This is a genomic window from Metabacillus sediminilitoris (assembly GCF_009720625.1).
In the GTDB taxonomy this organism is placed as follows: domain Bacteria; phylum Bacillota; class Bacilli; order Bacillales; family Bacillaceae; genus Metabacillus; species Metabacillus sediminilitoris.
In genome coordinates this window covers 4,955,792-4,972,699 of sequence record NZ_CP046266.1, presented here as the reverse complement: position 1 = coordinate 4,972,699, position 16,908 = coordinate 4,955,792, and the positions used below count along the sequence as shown (strand labels likewise).

Annotated in this window: 18 protein-coding genes; all 18 read left to right on the top strand. The window is 38.9% G+C overall.

Annotation, left to right across the window (positions count from 1 at the left end; genetic code table 11):
* The first annotated feature begins 10 nt into the window (after positions 1-10).
* Positions 11-961, top strand: coding sequence for a nucleoside recognition domain-containing protein (locus GMB29_RS24045; protein ID WP_196305209.1), 951 nt, complete (start codon positions 11-13; stop codon positions 959-961).
* Positions 951-1,592 carry a pyrophosphatase PpaX gene (gene ppaX / locus GMB29_RS24040; protein ID WP_136352412.1) on the top strand — a complete coding sequence of 214 codons (642 nt, stop codon included), beginning with the start codon at positions 951-953 and terminating at the stop codon, positions 1,590-1,592. Before GMB29_RS24045 ends, ppaX begins: the two co-directional genes overlap by 11 nt.
* Before the next feature lies 1 nt (position 1,593).
* Positions 1,594-2,121, top strand: coding sequence for an acyltransferase (locus GMB29_RS24035; protein WP_136352413.1), 528 nt, complete (start codon positions 1,594-1,596; stop codon positions 2,119-2,121).
* A 209-nt stretch (positions 2,122-2,330) separates the two neighbouring features.
* Positions 2,331-2,495 carry a hypothetical protein gene (locus GMB29_RS27145; RefSeq protein ID WP_168733799.1) on the top strand — a complete coding sequence of 55 codons (165 nt, stop codon included), beginning with the start codon at positions 2,331-2,333 and terminating at the stop codon, positions 2,493-2,495.
* Between the two features lie 231 nt (positions 2,496-2,726).
* Positions 2,727-3,893, top strand: coding sequence for an ATP phosphoribosyltransferase regulatory subunit (locus GMB29_RS24030; RefSeq protein WP_136352414.1), 1,167 nt, complete (start codon positions 2,727-2,729; stop codon positions 3,891-3,893).
* 1 nt (position 3,894) lies between these two features.
* A complete protein-coding gene (hisG, locus tag GMB29_RS24025) occupies positions 3,895-4,524 on the top strand; it encodes an ATP phosphoribosyltransferase (protein ID WP_136352415.1) in 630 nt (209 codons plus the stop codon).
* A 4-nt stretch (positions 4,525-4,528) separates the two neighbouring features.
* The gene (gene hisD / locus GMB29_RS24020) at positions 4,529-5,797 is read left to right on the top strand and encodes a histidinol dehydrogenase (protein WP_136352416.1); all 1,269 of its coding nucleotides are present in this window, start codon (positions 4,529-4,531) and stop codon (positions 5,795-5,797) included.
* Positions 5,798-5,810: 13 nt separating this feature from the next.
* A complete protein-coding gene (hisB, locus tag GMB29_RS24015; RefSeq protein WP_136352417.1) occupies positions 5,811-6,401 on the top strand; it encodes an imidazoleglycerol-phosphate dehydratase HisB in 591 nt (196 codons plus the stop codon).
* A 1-nt stretch (position 6,402) separates the two neighbouring features.
* Complete coding sequence (hisH, locus tag GMB29_RS24010; RefSeq protein ID WP_136352418.1) at positions 6,403-7,026, top strand: imidazole glycerol phosphate synthase subunit HisH; 624 nt, start codon at positions 6,403-6,405, stop codon at positions 7,024-7,026.
* 2 nt (positions 7,027-7,028) lie between these two features.
* Positions 7,029-7,766: a 1-(5-phosphoribosyl)-5-[(5-phosphoribosylamino)methylideneamino]imidazole-4-carboxamide isomerase gene (hisA, locus tag GMB29_RS24005; RefSeq protein WP_136352419.1), complete on the top strand. Its 738-nt coding sequence runs from the start codon at positions 7,029-7,031 to the stop codon at positions 7,764-7,766.
* Positions 7,763-8,521 carry an imidazole glycerol phosphate synthase subunit HisF gene (gene hisF, locus GMB29_RS24000; RefSeq protein ID WP_136352420.1) on the top strand — a complete coding sequence of 253 codons (759 nt, stop codon included), beginning with the start codon at positions 7,763-7,765 and terminating at the stop codon, positions 8,519-8,521. Before hisA ends, hisF begins: the two co-directional genes overlap by 4 nt.
* Positions 8,518-9,147, top strand: coding sequence for a bifunctional phosphoribosyl-AMP cyclohydrolase/phosphoribosyl-ATP diphosphatase HisIE (hisIE, locus tag GMB29_RS23995; protein ID WP_136352421.1), 630 nt, complete (start codon positions 8,518-8,520; stop codon positions 9,145-9,147). Before hisF ends, hisIE begins: the two co-directional genes overlap by 4 nt.
* A 638-nt stretch (positions 9,148-9,785) precedes the next feature.
* On the top strand, positions 9,786-11,237 hold the full coding sequence (locus tag GMB29_RS23990) for a tetratricopeptide repeat protein (protein WP_136352422.1): 1,452 nt from the start codon (positions 9,786-9,788) through the stop codon (positions 11,235-11,237).
* Positions 11,238-11,553: 316 nt separating this feature from the next.
* Positions 11,554-12,504, top strand: a complete 951-nt coding sequence (trxB, locus tag GMB29_RS23985; RefSeq protein ID WP_136352423.1) for a thioredoxin-disulfide reductase — start codon at positions 11,554-11,556, stop codon at positions 12,502-12,504.
* 952 nt (positions 12,505-13,456) lie between these two features.
* Positions 13,457-13,915 (top strand): 8-oxo-dGTP diphosphatase, encoded by a 459-nt coding sequence (locus tag GMB29_RS23980; RefSeq protein ID WP_136352424.1) that lies wholly within the window; start codon positions 13,457-13,459, stop codon positions 13,913-13,915.
* Between the two features lie 127 nt (positions 13,916-14,042).
* Positions 14,043-14,948 carry an RNase adapter RapZ gene (rapZ, locus tag GMB29_RS23975; RefSeq protein WP_136352425.1) on the top strand — a complete coding sequence of 302 codons (906 nt, stop codon included), beginning with the start codon at positions 14,043-14,045 and terminating at the stop codon, positions 14,946-14,948.
* A 3-nt stretch (positions 14,949-14,951) separates the two neighbouring features.
* Positions 14,952-15,920 carry a gluconeogenesis factor YvcK family protein gene (locus tag GMB29_RS23970; protein WP_136352426.1) on the top strand — a complete coding sequence of 323 codons (969 nt, stop codon included), beginning with the start codon at positions 14,952-14,954 and terminating at the stop codon, positions 15,918-15,920.
* A 29-nt stretch (positions 15,921-15,949) separates the two neighbouring features.
* Positions 15,950-16,900, top strand: a complete 951-nt coding sequence (gene whiA, locus GMB29_RS23965; RefSeq protein WP_136352427.1) for a DNA-binding protein WhiA — start codon at positions 15,950-15,952, stop codon at positions 16,898-16,900.
* Positions 16,901-16,908: the final 8 nt, after the last annotated feature.

The window sequence follows — 16,908 nt, the reverse complement described above, 5'->3', positions numbered from 1 at the left end:
GAGACTTGCTGTGGGAAGTAGTTTGAAAAATGGTTTTAAAGCTGGAATGCAGACCACCTGGACATTAGGAAAAGTGATCTTTCCGATTACTTTCATTGTTAGTTTGCTGCAGTATACACCTGTATTGGGATGGCTAACAAAGCTTATTACACCGCTTATGGGGATTTTCGGCTTATCAGGTGAAGCAGCGATCCCGTTAGTAATCGGGAATTTACTTAGTCTTTACGCAGGCATTGGGGCGATTTTATCACTTGATTTAACGGTGAAAGAAGTGTTTATCATCGCGGTTATGCTGTCTTTTTCACATAATTTACTTATCGAGTCTTCTGTTGCAGCAAAGGTTGGTCTTAAACTTTGGATCATCCTGCTCGTCAGATTTGGTCTTGCATTTGGATCAGCCATCATTATCAACCTTGTTTGGCAAGGCGGCTCTGAAATGGCGCAATATGGATTTGTAAGCAAAACAGAAGTGACTCCAAACGGATGGTTAGAAATCATTCTGTTAGCAGTACAGAAAGCCGGGTTAGGTGTTATCCAGCTTGCCATCATTGTGATTCCGCTTATGATTGCCATTCAATTTCTAAAAGACTTAGGATTATTGAACGTTTTTACACGGTGGATGGCGCCTGTTACACGGATGCTTGGCATGAAGGAAAATACCTCAATGACACTTGTGGCAGGACTTACGATCGGATTGGCATATGGTGCAGGTGTGATGATTCAAGCTGTCAAAGAGGACAATGTAAGCTATAAGGATTTAACTCTGGCATTTATTTTTCTTGTTGCCTGTCATGCTGTGATTGAGGATACACTCATTTTTATCCCGTTGGGAATTCCGGTATTACCTTTACTCATTATTCGTTTAACTGTCGCCATTATTTTAACCATAACTGTTGCTGCTATTTGGCGTAAAGCTGAGGCAGGACAGACTCGTAGAAAGGAAGCGTCATATGAAAATTAATACAATACTCTTCGATTTAGATGGAACATTAATCAATACGAATGATCTCATCATTGAATCATTTCTTCACACACTAAATAATTATTACCCAAATAAATATCAACGCGCGGATGTGCTTCCATTTCTTGGACCAACATTATATGAAACGTTTGGCAGCCTGAATCCTGAAAAAATGGAAGAAATGGTGAAAGTTTATCGCAAGTTTAATCATGAACAGCATGATATTCTTGTAACGGAATTCGAAACGGTTTTTGATACAGTAAAAACCCTTCATGAGCAAGGCTTTAAGCTTGGGATCGTGACGACGAAAATTCGTGATACCGTCAAAATGGGGTTAAAGCTCACAAAGCTTGATCAATTTTTTGATGTTGTCGTTACACTTGATGATGTTGAACATGCGAAACCTCATCCTGAGCCAATCTTAAAGGCGTTAGAACAGCTTGGTTCATCACCTGAAGAAGCGATCATGGTAGGAGATAACCATCATGATGTAGAAGCAGGAAAAAATGCTGGAACGAAAACAGCAGGTGTTTCATGGAGTGTGAAAGGCAGAGAATATATAAGCAGTCATCATCCAGATTATTTGTTGGAAAAAATGAGCGATATCCTGCCAATCGTCGGAGCGGAATAATGTGAGAAGAACGACTAGATACCCGGTTTCGGGTGCGAATTCGTTATGGCATGTATATAAAACCGTTCCATTTTGGAAGGTTGTTCGAAACTTTGTTGTGATTCAGCTTGCAAGGTACACACCTTTTTTGGGAATGAAGAACTGGCTGTACAAAACGTTTTTACGAATGAAGGTAGGGGATCAAACTTCTTTTGCATTAATGGTGATGCTCGATGTCATGTTTCCTGAAAAAATATCGGTCGGTAAAAATACCGTGATTGGTTATAATACAACAATATTAGCTCACGAGTATTTAATAAAGGAATATCGTCTTGGAACGGTAGAAATTGGTGACGAGGTGTTAATTGGTGCCAATTCTACTATCCTGCCAGGCGTCACGATCGGTGATGGTGCGATTGTTTCAGCAGGCACACTCGTACATAAAGATGTTCCGGCTGGAGCATTCGTTGGTGGGAATCCAATGAAAATCATTTATACAAAAGAAGAGTTGGCGAAAAGGGAAGAGCATAAGGCTGCTAGTAAATACTAGTAGCCTTTTTGTTTAAGGCTCTTTTTTAAGAGCTTGTTGTTTTTAAAACGAAAATTATTTAAGGTTGATTGGAGCAGATTGAGAGACTCCTGCGGGATAAGCGGGACAGGTGAGACTCATGCGGGTGTTTACGCCGAGGATGCTCACCGCCCGCCCCGCGGTCATCGTGCATCCCTCGCTGCAATCAACCACACCGCACTACTTGGTAAATGGCAACAAAGTTTGCGAAAACAGCCTTTCGTAAAGATTGTTACTACAAAAGCTATTTAAGGTTGATTGGAGCAGATTGTAAGACTCTTGCGGGTGGAGAGGAAATCAACCACCCCGCACGACTTGATAAAGCAACAAAGGATGCAAAAAACCGCCATGCTTAAATAAGACCCCATTGGAATCAACATAATCAAACGTTTGTTTAACTGTCTTAAAACCAATCGCCTTCTAAAAAGACAGAATAAATCATTTTTTCTATTTGAATAATAAGTAAGCCTAAATGTAAATAATTCCTTGAAAAAGTAGCTTTACTTTGGTAGTATATTAGCATATTAGCGAAGTAAAGGATTCTGAAAATTATAAATCATAATTCACTGACGGGGGTACAGACACACATGTTTATGTTTGAGAAACCGCTTGGAATGGTTGATACATTACCAAACTTATTTGAAGTAAAAAAGAAAACACGTCAGGCAATGACGAATGTAATCGAGCAATGGGGATTTCAATTTATTGAAACACCAACACTTGAATATTACGAAACGGTTGGTGTTCAATCAGCCATCCTTGATCAACAGCTTTTTAAATTATTGGATCAGCAGGGGCATACATTGGTGCTTAGACCGGATATGACGGCACCGATTGCACGTGTTGCTGCTTCTAAATTATATAATCATCTTTATCCATTACGCCTTGCATACTCTGCAAATGTTTTTCGTGCCCAGCACCGTGAAGGTGGACGTCCGGCAGAGTTTGAACAAGTGGGTGTGGAATTAATTGGCGACGGGACAACAAGTGCGGATGCAGAGGTTATTGCGTTAATGGTTGCGACGCTTAAAGATGCCGGCCTTGAAAATTTCAAAATAGCGATTGGACATATTGAATATGCAAATGCTTTATTCAAAGAAGTATTAGGAAATCAAGAACGAGCAGATGTGCTGCGCCGCTACTTATATGAAAAAAATTATGTTGGCTACAAAGAGCATGTGAAGAGCCTGCCGTTATCCTCTATTGATCAAGAGCGTTTATTTACGTTATTAACACTGCGCGGCGGCATTGATAAAGTGGAAGCAGCAAAGGCAATTGTTTCTTCTAAAGAAGCCCGCAATTCGCTTGAAGAAATTAGTCAGCTGTGGTCGACACTTGAAGCATTCCAAGTGACAGATTATTTAAAGCTAGATTTAAATATTGTCAGTCATATGAGCTATTACACAGGTGTTTTATTTGAGGTATATGCGGATAATGTTGGCTTTGTGCTCGGCAATGGCGGCAGATATGATCATCTATTTGAGAAATTCAATCACGCTGCACCAGCAACAGGGTTCGGTATACGTCTTGACCGATTAATTGAAGCGCTCAAGATGTCAGATGAACAGCAGCTTCAATGTGTGATTTTTAGTCAGGAACGCCGTGAGGAAGCGATTGCCCGTACTGCAGAGCTTCGTGCTAATCATAAACGTGTTGTCATGCAAGACATTACAGGAATTAAAGATGTGGATTCTTATACAAAACACTTTGTTGAAGTTGATTATATTATCGGATCAAGAAAGGAGGAGCTGTAGGATGTCAAATTTATTAACAATTGCGATGCCTAAAGGGAGAATCTTTGAAGAAGCGGCAGATATGCTTCGTAAAGCAGAATACCAGCTTCCTCCTGAATTTGATGAATCACGAAAGCTTATTTTAGATGTGCCAAATGAAAACATTCGCTTTATTTTAGCAAAGCCAATGGATGTTGTGACATATGTTGAACACGGTGTTGCGGATGTCGGCATTGCCGGCAAGGATGTCATGCTTGAAGAAGAACGTGATGTGTATGAAGTTCTTGATTTGAAAATAAGTGAGTGCTATTTAGCTGTAGCAGGTCTTCCGAATGCAAAACTGGATGATGTGGCTCCTAAAGTAGCAACAAAATATCCCAAAGTAGCATCAAGCTATTTCCGTGAACAAGGTGAACAGGTTGAAATTATTAAATTAAACGGTTCAATTGAGCTTGCCCCATTAATCGGCTTAGCAGATCGAATCGTTGACATTGTCTCAACTGGGAGAACATTAAAAGAGAACGGTTTGGTGGAGCTTGAGCATATTTGCAATATTACATCACGTTTGATTGTAAATCCTGTCAGCTATCGCATGAAGGATGAAGCCATTGATGAACTAGTTGAGCGCCTGTCGAAAGTAATTGGAGGTTAATGTCATGAAAATTACCCGTATTACTGATAAAAAAGTATCGTTAAGACGTACAATTGAAGCTGGTACTGAGGAGCAGCGAAAAATCGTTCAATCGATTATTTCAACTGTTCGGGAAAAAGGGGATGCGGCTCTTTTTTCTTATACGGAAACATTCGATAAAGTTTCCTTATCAAGCTTAAAGGTAACTGAGGATGAATTTTCAGCAGCTTATAAGGAGCTTGACAATGAAATGATCGAAATCATTCGTGAAGCAGCAGCTAATATTCGTTCATTCCATGAAAAGCAGAAGCGTGAATCGTGGATCAGCTACAATGATGAAGGAACAATGTTAGGGCAAAAAATTACCGCACTAGATGCAGTAGGTGTTTACGTACCAGGTGGAACAGCTGCCTATCCATCTTCAGTGTTAATGAATGTCATACCAGCACAGGTCGCTGGGGTAAAACGGATTGTGATTACATCTCCGCCAAACGGGCAAGGCACATTACCTGCGGGTGTGTTAGTAGCGGCAAATGAGCTTGGTATAGCAGAGATTTATAAAGTTGGCGGTGCTCAGGCAATCGCCGCATTAGCATATGGAACAGAATCGATCGAACCTGTCGATAAAATCATGGGACCAGGCAATATTTTTGTAGCATTAGCAAAACGTGAAGTCTTTGGAATGGTTGCGATTGATATGATTGCTGGACCTAGTGAAATAGTTGTCCTAAGTGATGAAACAGCACGTGCAAACGAAATTGCTGCTGATTTATTATCACAAGCAGAACATGATAAAAACTCATCTAGTATTCTCGTGACAACCTCTATGAAACAGGCAGAAGAAGTAAAGGCTGAGGTAGAAAAACAAGTTGCGGTATTACCTAGAGTAGAGATTGCGAAAGCATCCATTGAAGCTTTCGGACATATTTACGTTGCAGATGATCTTGAGACAGCGATTGCTGTTGTGAATGAGCTTGCACCAGAACATCTTGAAGTATTAACAGAAAATCCATTAGCACTGTTAAATGAGATTAAGCATGCAGGGGCGATTTTCCTTGGACGATACAGCTCAGAGCCGATCGGGGACTATTTTGCTGGACCGAATCATGTCCTGCCGACAAATGGAACAGCCCGTTTTTCAAGTCCATTAAACGTAGATGATTTTGTGAAAAAATCGAGCATTATTTCTTACAGTGAAAAAGCCTTCCAAAACAATTACGCGAAAATCACAAAATTAGCAAGACTAGAAGGGCTTGAAGCCCACGCTCGTGCGCTTGAAGAAAGACTAAAATAAGGAGGAATTACTTATGACAAGAACGGCATCAATTAATCGAAATACAAAAGAAACGCAAATTTCCTTATCATTTAATGTGGATGGAAAAGGCGAATCATCACTAAAGACAGATGTTCCATTTATGGACCATATGCTTGATCTTTTTGCAAAGCATGGACAATTTGATTTAACAGTTGATGCAAATGGTGATATTGAAATTGATGATCATCATACAACAGAAGATATTGGCATTTGCTTAGGACAAGCGTTACGTGAAGCACTAGGAGATAAAAGAGGGATTAAGCGCTACGGCAATGCCTTTGTTCCAATGGATGAGGCGCTTGCCCAAGTTGTTGTTGATTTAAGTAATCGTCCGCATTTTGAGTTTAAAGCAGAGTTCCCGAGCGGGAAAGTCGGAACATTTGATACAGAAAATGTCCATGAGTTCCTGTGGAAGCTTGCCCTTGAAGCACGCATGAATCTCCATGTGATTGTTCACTATGGCCATAACACACATCATATGATCGAAGGGATTTTTAAAGCATTAGCGAGAGCATTGGATGAAGCGACAATGATCGACCCGCGAATTGAGGGGGTACTTCCTTCAACGAAAGGAATGTTATAAGATGATCGCCATTATTGATTATGGAATGGGCAATTTATATAGTGTCAGCAAGGCATTAGAGCGGATGAATGTTGACTATGTGATTTCAAATGAAAAAGCTGTCCTCGATAAAGCAGATGGCTACATCCTGCCTGGAGTTGGTGCATTTAAAGATGCGATGGCGATATTAAATGAAACAGGTCTAACAAATTATATTCAAAAAATCGTTGCAGATGGCAAGCCGCTTATCGGTATTTGCCTTGGTATGCAGCTTTTATTTGAAGAAAGTGAAGAAAACGGCTTAACAAAGGGTTTATCACTTTTACCAGGGAAGGTTGTCAAGATACCGGAAAATGTGAACGGAAATCGACTCAAAGTGCCGCATATGGGATGGAATGACCTGCAAATCAAACATGATAGCCCGCTTCTTGCTGGGATTGATCATGGTTATGCTTATTTTGTTCACTCCTATTATGTTGACTCTGAACAAACAAATGCCTTGTTAGCGACAGCACAATATGGTGTTGATGTAACAGCTGTTGTTGGAAAAGACAATGTATATGGCACACAATTTCACCCTGAAAAAAGCAGTGAGCTAGGGTTAGCCATTTTGAAAAATTACATTAAGATCGTGGAAGGGGAATGAAAATGAGCCAATTTATCATATATCCTGCAATCGATATGCGGGGCGGCAAGTGTGTAAGATTGCTTCAAGGTGACTATAACAAGGAAACGGTTTATGGTGATTCTCCTTTTGATATGGCTAAAACCTTTGATGATCAAGGTGCGAGCTGGATCCATATGGTTGACCTTGACGGAGCAAAGGAAGGAAAGCTTGTCAATCATCAGCATGTGATTGATGCGGCAACAAAACTATCAGCAAAGATCCAAATCGGCGGCGGAATCCGTACAGAAGAGGATGTCGAGTACTATTTATCAAATGGTGTTGATCGTGTCATCTTAGGAAGTGCTGCTATCTCAAATCCAGAATTCGTAAAAAAAATGCTCGCGGCCTATGGTGAGAAAATTGCGATTGGTATTGATGCAAAAGACGGTTATGTATCAACAGAAGGCTGGTTAAATACGTCAAATGTCAAGGCAACTGAGCTTGGAAAAGAGCTTGCCGCAGCTGGTGCAGAAGTCTTTATTTTCACAGACATTGCGACAGACGGCATGCTTTCAGGACCAAATGTTGAAGCGATCGTCGAAATGGCAAAAGCTACAAATAAACGAGTCATTGCCTCTGGCGGTGTAAGCTCATTAAAAGATTTAGAGACACTTGCTGAATACGAAAGCGTTGGCGTCAGCGGGGCAATTGTTGGCAAGGCGCTCTATACAAATCAGTTTAGTCTAACGGAAGCATTGAAAGTAGGGAAAGAATCATGATTACAAAACGAATTATCCCCTGCTTAGATGTGAAGGAAGGACGAGTTGTCAAAGGCATTCAATTTTTAGGCTTAAGAGATGCCGGTGATCCAGTAGAACTTGCCAAGTTTTATGATCAAGAGGGTGCTGATGAGCTTGTATTTCTTGATATCTCTGCATCACACGAAGGCCGGAAAACAATGGTCGATGTTGTCGAACAAGTTGCGGCCCAGCTTGCAATTCCCTTTACTGTTGGCGGCGGCATCAATTCACTTGAGGATATGAAAAGAATTCTTCGTGCTGGTGCCGATAAAGTTTCCCTAAATACAGCTGCACTAATGAATCCTGAACTGATTTCTGAAGGTGCAGGCTTCTTCGGTTCACAATGTATTGTCGTTGCGATTGATGCGAAGTATGACGAAGAATTAGGCAGCTGGAGAGTGTTCACACATGGTGGCAGAAATGCAACAGAATGGGAAGTTGTCGCGTGGGCAAAAGAAGCTGTTAAACGTGGTGCCGGTGAAATTCTGTTAACAAGCATGGACAGTGACGGTGAGAAAAACGGCTTTAACCTCGCGCTAAATAAAGCAGTAAGTGAAGCTGTGTCCGTACCTGTCATTGCTTCAGGCGGTGCAGGAAATGCCGAACACTTTTTACAAGCATTTCAAGATGGGAAAGCAGATGCAGCATTAGCAGCGTCTATCTTCCATTATAAAGAAACATCTGTTAAAGAAGTAAAGGATTACTTAGACAAACAGGGGGTGAATGTACGATGATAGAATCAATTAGATTTGATCAAAACGGATTAGTTCCAGCAATCGTACAAGATGCAGCAAGTAAAGAAGTGTTAACATTAGCATACATGAATGAAGATTCCTTAAAAAAGACATTAGAAACAAAGGAAACATGGTTTTACAGCCGTTCAAGACAAGAGCTGTGGCATAAAGGCGGAACATCTGGAAACATTCAAAAAGTAATTGAAATGAGATATGACTGTGATCAAGACGCAATCCTTGTCCTCGTACAGCCAGCAGGCCCTGCATGTCATACAGGTGCGTATACCTGCTTTAGTGAAACGATTGATAAACAGGAAGTAGTAGTAAACCAAGACCGCTTCCAAATTTTAAACACTCTTGAAAAACTAATCGCTGAACGCGAAAATGAACGTCCAGAAGGCTCTTATACAACATACCTATTTACGGAAGGCGTCGATAAAATTCTTAAGAAAGTCGGCGAAGAAGCAGCAGAAGTTATTATCGCCTCTAAAAACCGCGACCACGAAGAACTAAAATGGGAAGCAGCCGACTTATTATTTCACTTAATGGTCCTTTTAAGAGAGCAAAAGCTGCCATTAGATGAAGTATTAAAAGTATTAGAAAAGAGACATGTTGCAAAAGACTAAGGAAGAAAAGGCTCAATACCTGAGTCTTTTTTCGTTTTGTGTGAGGGATGAAATGAAATTCCGCTGATATAACGAAAAAATCGCTGATAAAATGGAAATTCCGCTGATATAACGAAAAAATCGCTGATAAAATGGAAATTCCGCTGATATAACGAAAAAATCGCTGATAAAATGGAAATTCCGCTGATATAACGAAAAAATCGCAGATAAAATGGAAATTCCGCTGATATAACAAAAAAATCGCTGATAAAATGGAAATTCCGCTGATATAACGAAAAAATCGCTGATAAAATGGAAATTCCGCTGATATAACGAAAAAATCGCTGATAAAATGGAAATTCCGCTGATATAACGAAAAAATCGCTGATAAAATAAGAAATTCGCTGATATATCGGAAAAAAACACTAGTGATTCAAATTTTGCTGATAAAACGGAACTTCAACCTACTTTGTACCCATAATGTTGCATACTTAACCTAATTTTTAATCGAATCCTACACAAGCTACTTTCTATAAAAGTGCGAAAAATGTCGTACATTTGAACATTATGACAAGCATCGTTACGATTTCCCACTATTGTTCACCACTTAACTTATGGTATACTAACGTACGGTGAATTCGGTAGAATGGAGGTTTTCAGTGGGAAAACAATTTTTTAATCAACAAAAAAAATCACAGGTTGTCCCGTTTCTCCAAGATGGACAATATTATTATAATAAGGGCCTTAAGGCTTACCGAGAACAAAATTATCCAAAAGCAAGTAAGTATTTGCAAAAGGCAGTTGAGTTAGATCCGAAAGACTCTGTTAAGCTATCCCAATTAGCGACCGTTTATACTGATATGGGAAAGTACAGCCAATCAAATGAATTGCTTTCATATATACTTGAAGAAGTTGATAAAGAGATGACTGAGTGTCATTACTTCATGGCAAATAATTATGCACATCTCGGCTTATTTCAGGAAGCATACAAATGTGCAGTTGCCTACACAGAAAAAGATCCTTATGGTGAATTTATTGAAGAAAATGAAGATCTTATTGAGCTACTAACAATGGAAGATGATGAGGATGATCCGTTTTTAAAGGATCCTGATGACCTGATTATTAAACAGGATGCAGCCAAATCACTATTAGAAGATAGCCAGTTTGAAGAGGCGATTTCACTACTTGAAGAAATTGTCGTTGAATATCCTGAATTTTGGTCTGCGCATAATAATTTATCACTTGCTTATTTCTATATTGGAGAAGTTGAAAAGGCAAAAGAATTTTTGCAAACCGTACTTGAAAAAAATCCTGGTAATCTACATGCTTATTGCAATTTATTAGTGTTTTATTATTATGAACGACAGGATGAAAAGGTTGAAGAGCTTGCAAAAATTTTATCAAATGTCTACCCGCTTCTTTATGAGCATCGTTATAAATTAGGTGCAACTTTTGCCTTGGTCGGCTATTATCCACTTGCCTATAAATGGCTTCGTTCCCTTCAAAAACAAGGGTTTGAAGGTGATGATACGTTTTATTATTGGTTATCCTATTCTGCTTATTTTACAGGGCGTGAAAACGTTGCAAAGCAGATGTGGGAACGGGTATTAAAAGAAAATAAAAACAAGGCTGGTTCAGAACCGTGGAATACTGAAAATAACTTCTCAGGTTTGCTGGCAGCAAGCATGACAGTTGAAGAGCGGTTATATGCCATTTTCCTTGCAAAGAAAACAAATAGTGTTGATCATATTAAAGAATATCAAGCATCAAACGTTCCTCAGTCACAAATAGAAAAAGAATTTATCAAATTTGCTTTATCAAAGGATTCTGGCTCTTATGACAACATATCCTCTCTATATTACATTGCAGAGACATTATTTGATCACAATGATCATGATGAACTGTTTTTATTTGCCTTTCGAGTCCTGATCAATGCCCATAAACATGAATATTCACTAACGAATCATTGCGGATGGGCCGCAGCACTCCAATATGTCTGGAAAAAACAATGTAACGAGTCTGTGAGCCAAACAAACATTGCAAGTACGTATGAGCTATCTGTTTCATCAGTTAGTAAATACGTTAAGCTCGTAAAGAACATTCTTGAATAGAATTATTTTGCTAAAGTGAACAAAGTGGAAGTGTGTGAAAACAAATGCTTCAGGTGAAACGAACGAATGAATGGCTGGTAAAGAACGCCCTTCCTTCATTTACTTTTGTAAACCTTGAGGCAATTGCACTTCCGCTTTTTTTATGAGCAAAAAAATGGCATGAAACGTTTATTTTTTATAGGATGTTTTTAGGGCAACTTAATTAAGTGAGATAAAATCCTCGACTCTTAAGTCTAGAGGTGTGACTGGCTGTTAAAAATGGGAAAAAGACGACGTACACAAATCAAAGTAAATAACCATTAAGGAGTGAACATTGGTGTCTGAAGAAAAAATTTATGACGTTATCATCGCAGGAGCTGGTCCTGCTGGTATGACAGCAGCTGTATATACATCACGTGCAAATTTATCAACATTAATGATTGAACGTGGAGTGCCGGGCGGTCAAATGGCGAACACGGAAGAAGTAGAAAACTATCCTGGTTTCGATCATATATTAGGACCTGAACTTTCAACAAAAATGTTTGACCATGCAAAGAAATTCGGGGCTGAATATGCATATGGCGACATTAAAGAAATCATTGATGGTGAAGAATATAAAACGGTTGTAGCGGGTAAGAAAGAATATAAAGCACGTGCCGTCATCATTACAGCTGGTGCTGAATATAAGAAAATCGGTGTTCCTGGTGAAAAAGAATTAGGCGGCCGCGGCGTTTCTTATTGCGCAGTATGTGATGGTGCCTTTTTCAAAGGAAGAGAGCTAGTTGTTGTCGGTGGCGGGGATTCCGCTGTAGAAGAAGGTGTGTATTTAACACGTTTTGCTTCAAAGGTTACGATTGTCCATCGCCGTGAAGAATTACGAGCACAAAAAATTCTTCAACAACGCGCATTTGATAATGAAAAAATTGATTTCATTTGGAACCATACAGTAAAAGAAATTCATGAACAAGATGGTAAAGTTGGAAAAGTAACATTAGTGAATACGGTGAACGGTGAAGAACAAGAATTTAAGACAGACGGGGTTTTCATTTATATTGGTATGCTGCCATTATCAAAACCATTTGAAAGTCTTGGTATCACAAATGAAAATGGGTATATTGAAACAAATGAGCGCATGGAAACAAAGGTAAAAGGTATTTTTGCTGCAGGAGATATTCGTGAAAAAATGCTTCGTCAAATTGTAACAGCTACTGGTGATGGAAGTATTGCTGCACAAAGTGCACAACACTATATAGAAGAATTAGCAGAAAAGTTGAAAACTGTAAAGTAAACTTAACGATCTACTTGATATCCAGCTCCAGCGCCTAGGTCCTCGAGGTCATAAGCCACTCATGAATTGAAGGTAAAAAACACCTTCATTTCATGAGCGTCTTATGCTTGTCGGACCTGATCAAGGCGCTTACGCTTTTAATCTTCATAAATTCGTAATTCTGTCTTAACTCTCCTGTAACATGAGTGAAACAATTATAGGTTATTATATAAATAGTAATTGACCCCCTTTTATAAATAAACTTATTTAGAGCATGGGCGCCCTTTCCATGCTCCCTTTTTTTGTTTGCAAAACTGTTTGAATTTTATTGAAAATAAATGAAACAGTTTTCTTCCTCATCCGTATATACATATAAAGTATGTTGTCTTCGTCATGCTTCACGCAATTAATTTCTATTTTTATATGAATATCATTCATAATCATGTTCATTACATACCTTCATATAAAAATAAGTTTGGCTAGTCGTGTTCATTGTGAAGACAAGATTAAAATAGTATAATAAATAAAAGTCAAGAGCGATTTTATCCCACTTTAACGGGCAGTAAAACTTCCACTTCAAGATGCAAGTGAAGCAAAGAAGATCAGTGGGAGATAACTGCCCGTAAAGATCTGACGAACGATTGACGTCCGAGTCAGGCGAAGCCACACGATGTGGCGTATTGTGCGTGATAAGTCTCGCTAACCACATCAGTAGGGGATGAAGAACCCCCACTGATGGAAGTCTCGCTTTATCCCACCTTAACGGGCAGTAAAACTCCCACATCAAGATGCAAGAGAATCAAAGAAGTTAAGTTGTAGATAACTGCCCGTAAAGGTCCGATAAGTCTCGCTAACCATCAGTGGGGAATGAAGAACCCCCACTGATGGAAGTCTCGCTTTATTTTACACCATTCAAAGAAAAATCCACCTGAAGAAAAATACAACTGTCATGTAAAAAATTGAGGTGAAAAAGTTGCAAAGAGTAACGAATTGCGTCTTAGTCGAAGGTGATCAAGTCCTTCTTCTCCAAAAGCCTAAAAGAGGCTGGTGGGTAGCACCTGGCGGCAAAATGGAGTTAGGTGAATCCATAAAAGATACTGTCACCCGTGAATATCGAGAGGAAACGGGCATATATATTAAAAATCCTCAATTAAAGGGAGTATTTACCTTTTTAATTCAAGATGGGAAAGACATTGTTTCTGAATGGATGATGTTTACATTTTTAGCAACAGAATTCCAAGGTACAAATGTCCTTGAATCAGAAGAAGGTACGATTAAGTGGCATGACAAAGAAGACATTAACCATTTGCCGATGGCACCTGGCGATCATCATATCTTGGAGTATGTCATGAAAGGGACAGGTATGCTATATGGGACTTTTACATATACACCTGAGTATGATCTTATTTCCTATCGCTTAGATCCGCAATAATGACAGAAATAACCAAAAAGATTGGCAGATTATCTGACAAAAACACAATGTATTTATGGGTTTGTGTTACGTTAAAATCATTCAATCATTAAACATAGATAGGACAAAAAGAAAGGAGGACCAGAACATGTCTGAAGAAAATAAAGTTCAGCAAGCATCACTTCAAGAGATACAAATGGTGATCATCACCGGTATGTCTGGAGCAGGTAAAACCGTCGCTATTCAAAGTTTTGAGGATCTCGGTTACTTTTGCGTGGATAATTTGCCGCCAACATTGTTACCGAAATTTCTTGAGCTTATGAAAGAATCAGGCTCTAAAATGAATAGGGTTGCATTGGTCATGGATCTACGCGGCAGAGAGTTCTTTGATCATCTTTTTCAGGCACTTGATGATTTGGCAGAAAGTACGTGGCTTACTCCGCAAATATTATTTCTTGATGCAAAAGATGCAACACTTGTGACAAGGTATAAAGAGACACGCAGGTCACATCCTCTCGCATCAAAAGGTCTGCCTCTAGAAGGAATCGGACTTGAACGTGAATTGCTTGAGGAGCTTAAAGGCAGAGCACAGCTAATTTATGATACATCAGATCTCAAGCCTAGAGAATTAAGAGAAAAAATATTAAAGCAATTTTCTTCAAGTGTTGAGCATACCTTTACAATTAATGTGACATCATTTGGATTCAAATATGGTGTACCGATTGATGCAGATCTTATGTTTGACGTACGTTTCCTGCCTAATCCGCACTATATTGACCATATGAGGCCAAAAACAGGCTTAGAAGAGGAAGTCTCTTCATATGTTCTAAAATGGAATGAAACACAGAAGTTTTTAGAAAAGCTTTTGGATTTGCTCAGCTTTATGCTTCCTTATTACAAGCGGGAAGGAAAAAGTCAGATTGTCATTGCGATTGGTTGTACAGGAGGACAGCATCGCTCTGTGACACTTGCTGAATATATTGCAAAGCATTTTAAAAATGATTACCACACTCAAGTGTCTCATCGAGATATTGAAAAGAGAAGGAATCATTAATAAATGAAAAAAGAACATTTGCCTAAGGTTGTCATCATTGGCGGCGGTACTGGTTTATCCGTCCTTTTAAGGGGATTAAAGCAGTATCCGGTCGATATAACAGCAATCGTTACGGTCGCTGATGATGGCGGAAGCTCGGGCAGACTTCGCGATGAACTTAACATACCTCCTCCTGGTGATATTCGTAATGTATTAGCAGCTTTATCTGATGTGGAGCCTCTTATTGAGGAGCTTTTTCAACATCGTTTCAATAAAGGAAATAATTTAACAGGACATTCATTAGGGAATTTAATCCTTGCAGCAATGACAAACATTACAGGTGATTTTGTTCATGCTATAAAAGAAATGAGTACGGTTTTAAAGGTGCGTGGGAAAGTATTGCCTGCAGCAAATTCTAGTGTCATCCTCAATGCGGAAATGGAAGACGACACCATTGTTTCAGGCGAATCAAAGATTCCTTTTTCAGGGAAGAAAATAAAACGCGTCTTTCTTACACCTAAAGAAATTGAGCCGTTACCTGAAACATTAGATGTCATTAGAGCAGCGGATTTAATTATCATAGGACCTGGAAGTCTTTACACAAGTATATTACCGAATCTTCTTGTACCGAAAATAGGAGAAGAGGTTTGTAAGGCAAAAGCAAAAAAGGTTTACATTTGTAATGTCATGACACAGGCAGGAGAAACATTAAACTTTTCTGCAAGTGATCATGTGAAAGCATTATATGATCATATGAAATGCACATTTATGAATACAATACTTGTAAATGAAGAGGAAATTCCTGATCATATTAAATCTCTCTATGAAGAAGAGCTTGCAAAACCAGTACACTTTGATATCGAGGCATTAAGAATGTTAGGCCTTGAAGTGATTACAGATAAAATTGTAAGTTATGAAAATAGTGTGATTCGACATGACACGAATAAAGTAGCAAAGCTTTTATATGGAATCCTACAACAAGAAATGTCATAAGTGCATGGCTAAGAATGGGGGTGCAGAGATTGTCATTTGCATCTGAAACAAAAAAGGAATTAACAAACCTGGAAGTAAAACCTTGCTGTGTAAAATCTGAATTATCTGCCCTCATACGCATGAATGGTTCACTTTCATTTTCGAACCGTATGATTATGATTGATATTCAAACGGAGAATGCCGCCATTGCAAGGCGTATTTATACATTGTTAAAAAAGCAATATGATGTATCAGTCGAATTGCTTGTTCGTAAAAAAATGCGATTAAAAAAGAACAATGTGTATATTGTTCGTCTAATCGAAAAGGCGAAAGCCATATTAGAGGATTTAAATATTATCGAGGAAGGGTTCACATTTGTTAGAAGGATATCAGAAAAGCTGGTAAAAAAGAAATGCTGCAAGCGTTCGTATATTCGTGGTGCTTTTCTTGCTGGCGGTTCTGTTAATAACCCTGAAACATCCTCATACCATCTTGAAATTTTCTCGCTTTATAAAGAACATAATGATTCTTTATGCGAGTTAATGAATACATTTGATTTAAATAGTAAAACATTAGAACGAAAAAAAGGCTTTATTACGTATCTCAAAGAAGCAGAAAAAATAACAGAGTTATTAAATGTCATAGGTGCACATCAAGCATTGCTACGATTTGAGGATGTAAGAATTGTCCGTGACATGAGGAACTCTGTCAATCGCTTAGTGAACTGCGAAACAGCTAATCTTAATAAAACAATTGGCGCAGCATTAAGGCAGGTTGAAAATATTCGCTTCATCGATGATAGAATCGGCTTAGAAGCATTACCTGAAAAGCTTCGGGAAATTGCAAAGCTGCGAGTCGAATATCAAGATGTCACATTAAAAGAACTTGGTGAAATGGTATCAAGCGGAACAATTAGCAAATCTGGTATTAACCATCGCTTGCGCAAATTAGACCAAATTGCTGACCAACTAAGATCAGGCCAACCGCTATCATTAAAATAAATATAAAG

What these genes read in the sequence shown, in the direction of transcription:
- GMB29_RS24030 (WP_136352414.1), top strand. Translation starts at nt 2,727, where the DNA reads ATGTTTATGTTTGAGAAACCGCTTGGAATGGTTGATACATTACCAAAC.
- hisA (WP_136352419.1), top strand. Translation starts at nt 7,029, where the DNA reads ATGAGCCAATTTATCATATATCCTGCAATCGATATGCGGGGCGGCAAG.
- hisH (WP_136352418.1), top strand. Translation starts at nt 6,403, where the DNA reads ATGATCGCCATTATTGATTATGGAATGGGCAATTTATATAGTGTCAGC.
- hisIE (WP_136352421.1), top strand. Translation starts at nt 8,518, where the DNA reads ATGATAGAATCAATTAGATTTGATCAAAACGGATTAGTTCCAGCAATC.
- GMB29_RS27145 (WP_168733799.1), top strand. Translation starts at nt 2,331, where the DNA reads ATGGCAACAAAGTTTGCGAAAACAGCCTTTCGTAAAGATTGTTACTAC.
- GMB29_RS23970 (WP_136352426.1), top strand. Translation starts at nt 14,952, where the DNA reads ATGAAAAAAGAACATTTGCCTAAGGTTGTCATCATTGGCGGCGGTACT.
- hisG (WP_136352415.1), top strand. Translation starts at nt 3,895, where the DNA reads ATGTCAAATTTATTAACAATTGCGATGCCTAAAGGGAGAATCTTTGAA.
- rapZ (WP_136352425.1), top strand. Translation starts at nt 14,043, where the DNA reads ATGTCTGAAGAAAATAAAGTTCAGCAAGCATCACTTCAAGAGATACAA.
- hisF (WP_136352420.1), top strand. Translation starts at nt 7,763, where the DNA reads ATGATTACAAAACGAATTATCCCCTGCTTAGATGTGAAGGAAGGACGA.
- hisB (WP_136352417.1), top strand. Translation starts at nt 5,811, where the DNA reads ATGACAAGAACGGCATCAATTAATCGAAATACAAAAGAAACGCAAATT.
- ppaX (WP_136352412.1), top strand. Translation starts at nt 951, where the DNA reads ATGAAAATTAATACAATACTCTTCGATTTAGATGGAACATTAATCAAT.
- hisD (WP_136352416.1), top strand. Translation starts at nt 4,529, where the DNA reads ATGAAAATTACCCGTATTACTGATAAAAAAGTATCGTTAAGACGTACA.